Origin of the sequence: Flavobacterium sp. (genome assembly GCF_965657075.1) — a bacterium.
In the GTDB taxonomy this organism is placed as follows: Bacteria; Bacteroidota; Bacteroidia; order Flavobacteriales; family Flavobacteriaceae; genus Flavobacterium.
Genome location: NZ_CBFHMV010000045.1, coordinates 1 through 4,854, shown reverse-complemented (window position 1 = coordinate 4,854; position 4,854 = coordinate 1). Strand labels below are relative to the sequence as shown.

The following is a 4,854-nucleotide window of genomic DNA, read 5'->3' as shown; positions in this document are numbered from 1 at the left end:
TGCAAAAACGTTTTTGCAAGTGTTTAATTAATTAATTTTGTTTAATAATCTGTATCGATTATTTAGGACTAGTCATTTATTAAGTATTTCTTTAGAGGGAATCATGCATTGGTCTTTTTTACCGTACCATTTGTATCTGTTTTTGGCAATAAAATCATAAACGCTGTCGGTTAATGCAATTGGTAAATAGGTAAATAAACTTAAAAAATTATATATTCCACCCATGTCTTTAGCAATTTTTAAGGCAGCTTGCGATTTATAATAATAGGCATTACCTGGAAGGTATAAAATTATTGAATCTGTTTTGTTGTGATTAATTCCAATGTGTTTTATTATTTTTTCACCTAGCTCAGATTGTAAAGCTACAAATCTAAAAACATCATTTTTATCATTTTTTAATATAAGTTGTACTGATTTATCACATAAATTGCAAACCCCATCAAAAAGGATTATTTTTTTATTTGCTGGTAAATCTTCTATATTTTGAATTTGATTCATTTAATCGATTATTTTATTAGATATTTAGATTATTGGATAATTAGATATTTTGATATTTACTTTATAACTATCTTAGAGACTTCTAAAATTCTAGCAACCTGAAAATCTAATACTCTATGCAGGTTGTACATATTCCAACTCACTTAAACTAACTTTTGAAGTGAAAACACCATAATTCACTGTTGCTTTTGTCTTTTCAATTACGTCAATGGTGCCAATAGCTCTTCCTTCTTTCATGCGAACTCGATCACCCACTTTTAAAACAACTTGTGGTTTATTTTCTTCTTCTTGTTTGGCTTTTATTTTCTTCTCTTTCTTTTCAACTCTTATCTTTTCTACTTTGACTTCAACCTCTTTGATGATTTCTTTCTTAACTATTTCTGCCGCTTTTTTCTCTTTAGCACTAGCTTTTTTTCGTTTTGAATTTTCTATTTCAACTAGTTTTAAAAAGTCACCAATTAAAGTCTTTTTGTCCTTGTTATTGAAGTATTTATCTGCAATATCATCAATTTTTTGACCCATATAAATCAAACGTTGGTTGGCATCATATAATTCTTGATAGCGCTCTAATTTATCTTGAATTTTAGCGTTAATACTTTCCATTTTCTTACTTTCTTCGCGAGCTTTGGATTCTTCTTCTTTTAATGTATTAGAAGTTTTTTCCAATTTTGAACGCTCTTTTTGTAAAGTCGCTATGGTTTTGTCAAAACGAACTTTGCCTTTTTCGATTTTCTTTTTGGCACGATTAATTAATCCAAACGGAATGCCATTTTTTTGTGCCACTTCAAATGTAAATGAACTTCCAGCTTGACCCAAATGCAATTTATATAAAGGTTCCAACGACTTTTCATCAAAAAGCATGTTTGCATTGGTTGCAAAAGGGAGTTCGTTGGCTAGTATCTTCAAATTGGTGTAATGTGTAGTGATGATTCCGAAAGCTTCTCTGTGATAAAACTCTTCTAAAAAGGTTTCAGCTAAAGCTCCTCCTAACTCTGGATCAGAACCTGTTCCAAATTCATCAATCAAGAACAATGTTTTATCATTGCATTTCTTTAAGAATTGATTCATATTCTTAAGACGATAACTATACGTACTTAAGTGATTTTCAATAGATTGATTGTCTCCAATATCGGTTAAAATTCTATCAAACAAGAAGGTTTTACTTCTTTCATGTACAGGAATTAACATGCCACTTTGCAACATCAATTGTAGTAAACCAATTGTTTTTAAGGAAATCGTTTTTCCACCAGCATTTGGACCAGAAATTACAATGATACGGTTATTACTTTCTAGTTCAATAGTTTGCGGAAATGTAACTTGATTTTTGGCTTTATTATTTAAATATAAAATCGGATGATATGCTTCACGGAAAAACAAATGCTTTTCTTCGGTAATTTCAGGTAGAATGGCATTCAATTTATTAGCATATTTGGCTTTTGCAGCAATGACATCAATATCACTTAAAAAGTCCTGATATTGAAATAATAAATTGGTAAACGGACGAATTTCCCAACTTAATTTTTTAAGAATACGTTGAATTTCTTCGCGTTCTTCGTAGGCCAAATTGCTCAATTCTCTTGAATATCTTAAAGTCGCTTCAGGTTCAATGTAGGCAATACTTCCTGTTTTGGAACTTCCTAAAATAGAACCTTTAACTTTTTTGCGATACATGGCTAACACGGCTAAAACTCTACGATTTTCAACTACTGTTTCACGAATATCATCCAAATAACCCAGAGCATTGTATTGACTTAAAGCCATTCCGAAACTCTGATTTACTTTTCCTCTGACCAAATTGATATCACGACGAATGTTAACCAAATCTGGTGAGGCATTGTCTTTAATTTCACCATATTTGTCGACTACTTCATCAATTTTTTGAACTATATATTTAGTATATTCAACACGTGATGCTTTTTGATTCAACTTGGGATAATAATCTTCAAACTTTAGAAAGAATTTCAATAAGAAGTTCGTAGTTTCTGATAGTTGGGCTATTTTTCTAAACGTTGCGACTTCCAAAAAACTGTCTTCAATTTGAAGAAATTTAATATCTTTTGTAATGTTTTCAAAACCATGATTTGGAATGGTATTGTTATTACTGAAAGAAGCAACATATTCGGACGTTTGTAACAAGTTGTCCATCAAAGTTTCTTTGTCTTTGAAGGGCGTTATTTCTAAGGCTTTTTGCATCCCAATTTCGGTGTTGCATTTCTCTGAAATGGTTTCCAAAATGGTTGTAAATTCTAAGTCTTGAAGGGTTTTATTGCTTATTGAAATCATTGTTTTATTTGCGAAAGTTCAAAGTTACAAAGTTTCAAATGTAATTTATTCTAAAATTCATATTTTTGGTAAAATTTAAGTAATGTTAATCGATATTTCTCCTTCTTGGCAAGAAAAACTTCAAAGCGAGTTTGATAAGCCCTATTTCAAAACATTAATGCTTCAAGTGACCGAAGAATATCAAGAACATACTTGTTTTCCACCAAAAGAATTGATTTTTAATGCTTTCAATTCCTGTTCGTTTGAAGATGTCAAAGTAGTAATCATTGGTCAAGATCCTTATCATGGTGAAGGAGAAGCAAATGGATTGTCTTTTTCGGTGCATAATGATGTAAAAATTCCACCATCTTTAAGAAACATTTACAGGGAAATTGCTTCTGATTTAGATTCGGTTTTTATGCCAAATAACGGCAATTTACAACATTGGGCTGCCCAAGGTGTTTTATTATTGAATGCCTCTTTAACGGTTAGAAAAGATAGTCCCAATAGTCACAAACATTTGAAATGGAATGTTTTTACAGATGAAGTAATACGATTGATTTCAGAAGAAAAAGAGCATGTGGTTTTTTTACTTTGGGGTGCTTTTGCTCATAAAAAAGGAGCTAAGATTGACTCAACCAAACATTTAGTGTTAACGAGTGGACATCCTTCCCCTATGAGTGCCAATCAAGGTAAATGGTTTGGAAATAAGCATTTTAGTCAAACTAATGAGTATTTAAAGCAAATAGGTAAGAAGCCAATTGAATGGTTTTAATATCACTGTTGCTATAAAACAAGTAGAAATCAGTTGAAACTAATCCAAAGTCAATTGTCCTAAAATTTCTTCACTCATAAAAGGTCCTCCAGGATAACGTGCTGTATAATCCAGGTTTAACCAAATTTGACCTCTTTCATCAATATGGTAATGAATTTGTTTGTCAGCACTTTCTTTTACAAACAGTTTGTCTTTGATCAATAGGATAGCCATTTCAAGTTCGGCATTATTGCCAATTAGCATTTCGGGATAAATATGTCCACCCGTATGAATTAACCTTGGTGTACCTCCAATAGCCCTTATACTTGCTGCCATAAGAATAGCATGGTCATCACAATCTCCTGAAAAGTGCTCTAATGTTTCGCTAGCTTTGGCAATATACTCACGTCCTTTTGGGTCATTTACGTAATTAAATCTGGTTTTTATTTCTTTAAACACCGCAAAACACTGTACTAATTTTCTGTTTTTTTCATTGGTTTTAAAGTCAGAAAAATGTTTTGTAGTGGCATAAAGTGCAAAGTTTCTCACTTTTGGATTGGTAAATTCTATAGCTTTTAAAACTCTGGTTTTGTTGGGAAAAGGCAATAATTTAGAAACAATAATATCTTGTGGATTAGGGTTTTGTTGCATGGCAAAAATCATGGCTCTGTAGTCTTCAAAAACCCGATTGAAACCATAATTTCCTACCAATGTTCCATAAATTAAGGAAAATAAATATAGTAAAATACTAATTAAAGTAATCCTTTTTAAAGCATTCAAAATCAATTGAATAATTGTGATTAAAATAACAAAAATTAGAATTCTATCGGTTTGATAAGGCCAATTTAAATCCATTAAGTTTTGATGAATGATGATGAATAAAGGTATGGCAATTAGAACATTTAAAACAAAAATAATAATAGCATCCCACGGCTTTTTCAAGTGAAGGTAAGGTCGTAATTGTTTATAAAAATGCTTTATTTTTTCTATCATACTTTTAAAAAGTAAAGCTACAACGCTTTAACAATTTCAGCAAAAGTACCTTTTTTATCTATAATTTTAAGGTCAAACAATTGATTTTGAATTTTGTTTAACGTTTCCACTTCTAAATTCTTTTGTGACCAATAGGTAATAGACAACCATTCTTGAATATCTTCTAATTTTTGATTGTATTTGGAAGCTAAAGTTTTGTCGATACTCGGAATCATTTTGAATTCCTGAGTAGTTAGATTGATTATTTCTAGAATTTGAGCAATAGATTTTGGTTGTTGTTCCAAGACTTCATTTCTGACTGCAATTACAAAACAGGGCCATGGAGTAGGGCAATCTGCAATTCGTCT

At 31.0% G+C, this 4,854-nt stretch carries 4 protein-coding genes and 1 pseudogene; 1 reads left to right on the top strand and 4 read right to left on the bottom strand.

Annotated features, from left to right (window positions below; translation table 11 throughout):
* Nucleotides 1–72: 72 nt before the first annotated feature.
* Together ACTF56_RS12795 and ACTF56_RS12790 are read right to left on the bottom strand one after the other, a co-directional pair.
* Nucleotides 73–480 (bottom strand): thiol-disulfide oxidoreductase DCC family protein, encoded by a 408-nt coding sequence (locus tag ACTF56_RS12795; RefSeq protein WP_438967300.1) that lies wholly within the window; start codon nucleotides 478–480, stop codon nucleotides 73–75.
* A 132-nt stretch (nucleotides 481–612) separates the two neighbouring features.
* Nucleotides 613–2,781, bottom strand: coding sequence for an endonuclease MutS2 (locus tag ACTF56_RS12790; RefSeq protein WP_438967299.1), 2,169 nt, complete (start codon nucleotides 2,779–2,781; stop codon nucleotides 613–615).
* Between the two features lie 82 nt (nucleotides 2,782–2,863).
* Between ACTF56_RS12790 and ung the strand changes: the two genes are divergently transcribed.
* Complete coding sequence (gene ung, locus ACTF56_RS12785; RefSeq protein ID WP_438967298.1) at nucleotides 2,864–3,535, top strand: uracil-DNA glycosylase; 672 nt, start codon at nucleotides 2,864–2,866, stop codon at nucleotides 3,533–3,535.
* A gap of 39 nt (nucleotides 3,536–3,574) precedes the next feature.
* Here the strand turns inward: ung and ACTF56_RS12780 are convergent, their stop codons facing one another.
* Both ACTF56_RS12780 and ACTF56_RS12775 read right to left on the bottom strand, forming a co-directional pair.
* A complete protein-coding gene (locus tag ACTF56_RS12780; RefSeq protein WP_438967297.1) occupies nucleotides 3,575–4,507 on the bottom strand; it encodes a transglutaminase domain-containing protein in 933 nt (310 codons plus the stop codon).
* 17 nt (nucleotides 4,508–4,524) lie between these two features.
* A pseudogene (locus ACTF56_RS12775) lies at nucleotides 4,525–4,854 on the bottom strand (ABC transporter substrate-binding protein); the annotation flags it as partial.

Bases quoted from the DNA above. Each gene is read 5' to 3' on its own strand.
- ACTF56_RS12790 (WP_438967299.1), bottom strand. From the start codon at position 2,781: ATGATTTCAATAAGCAATAAAACCCTTCAAGACTTAGAATTTACAACC.
- ACTF56_RS12780 (WP_438967297.1), bottom strand. From the start codon at position 4,507: ATGATAGAAAAAATAAAGCATTTTTATAAACAATTACGACCTTACCTT.
- ung (WP_438967298.1), top strand. From the start codon at position 2,864: ATGTTAATCGATATTTCTCCTTCTTGGCAAGAAAAACTTCAAAGCGAG.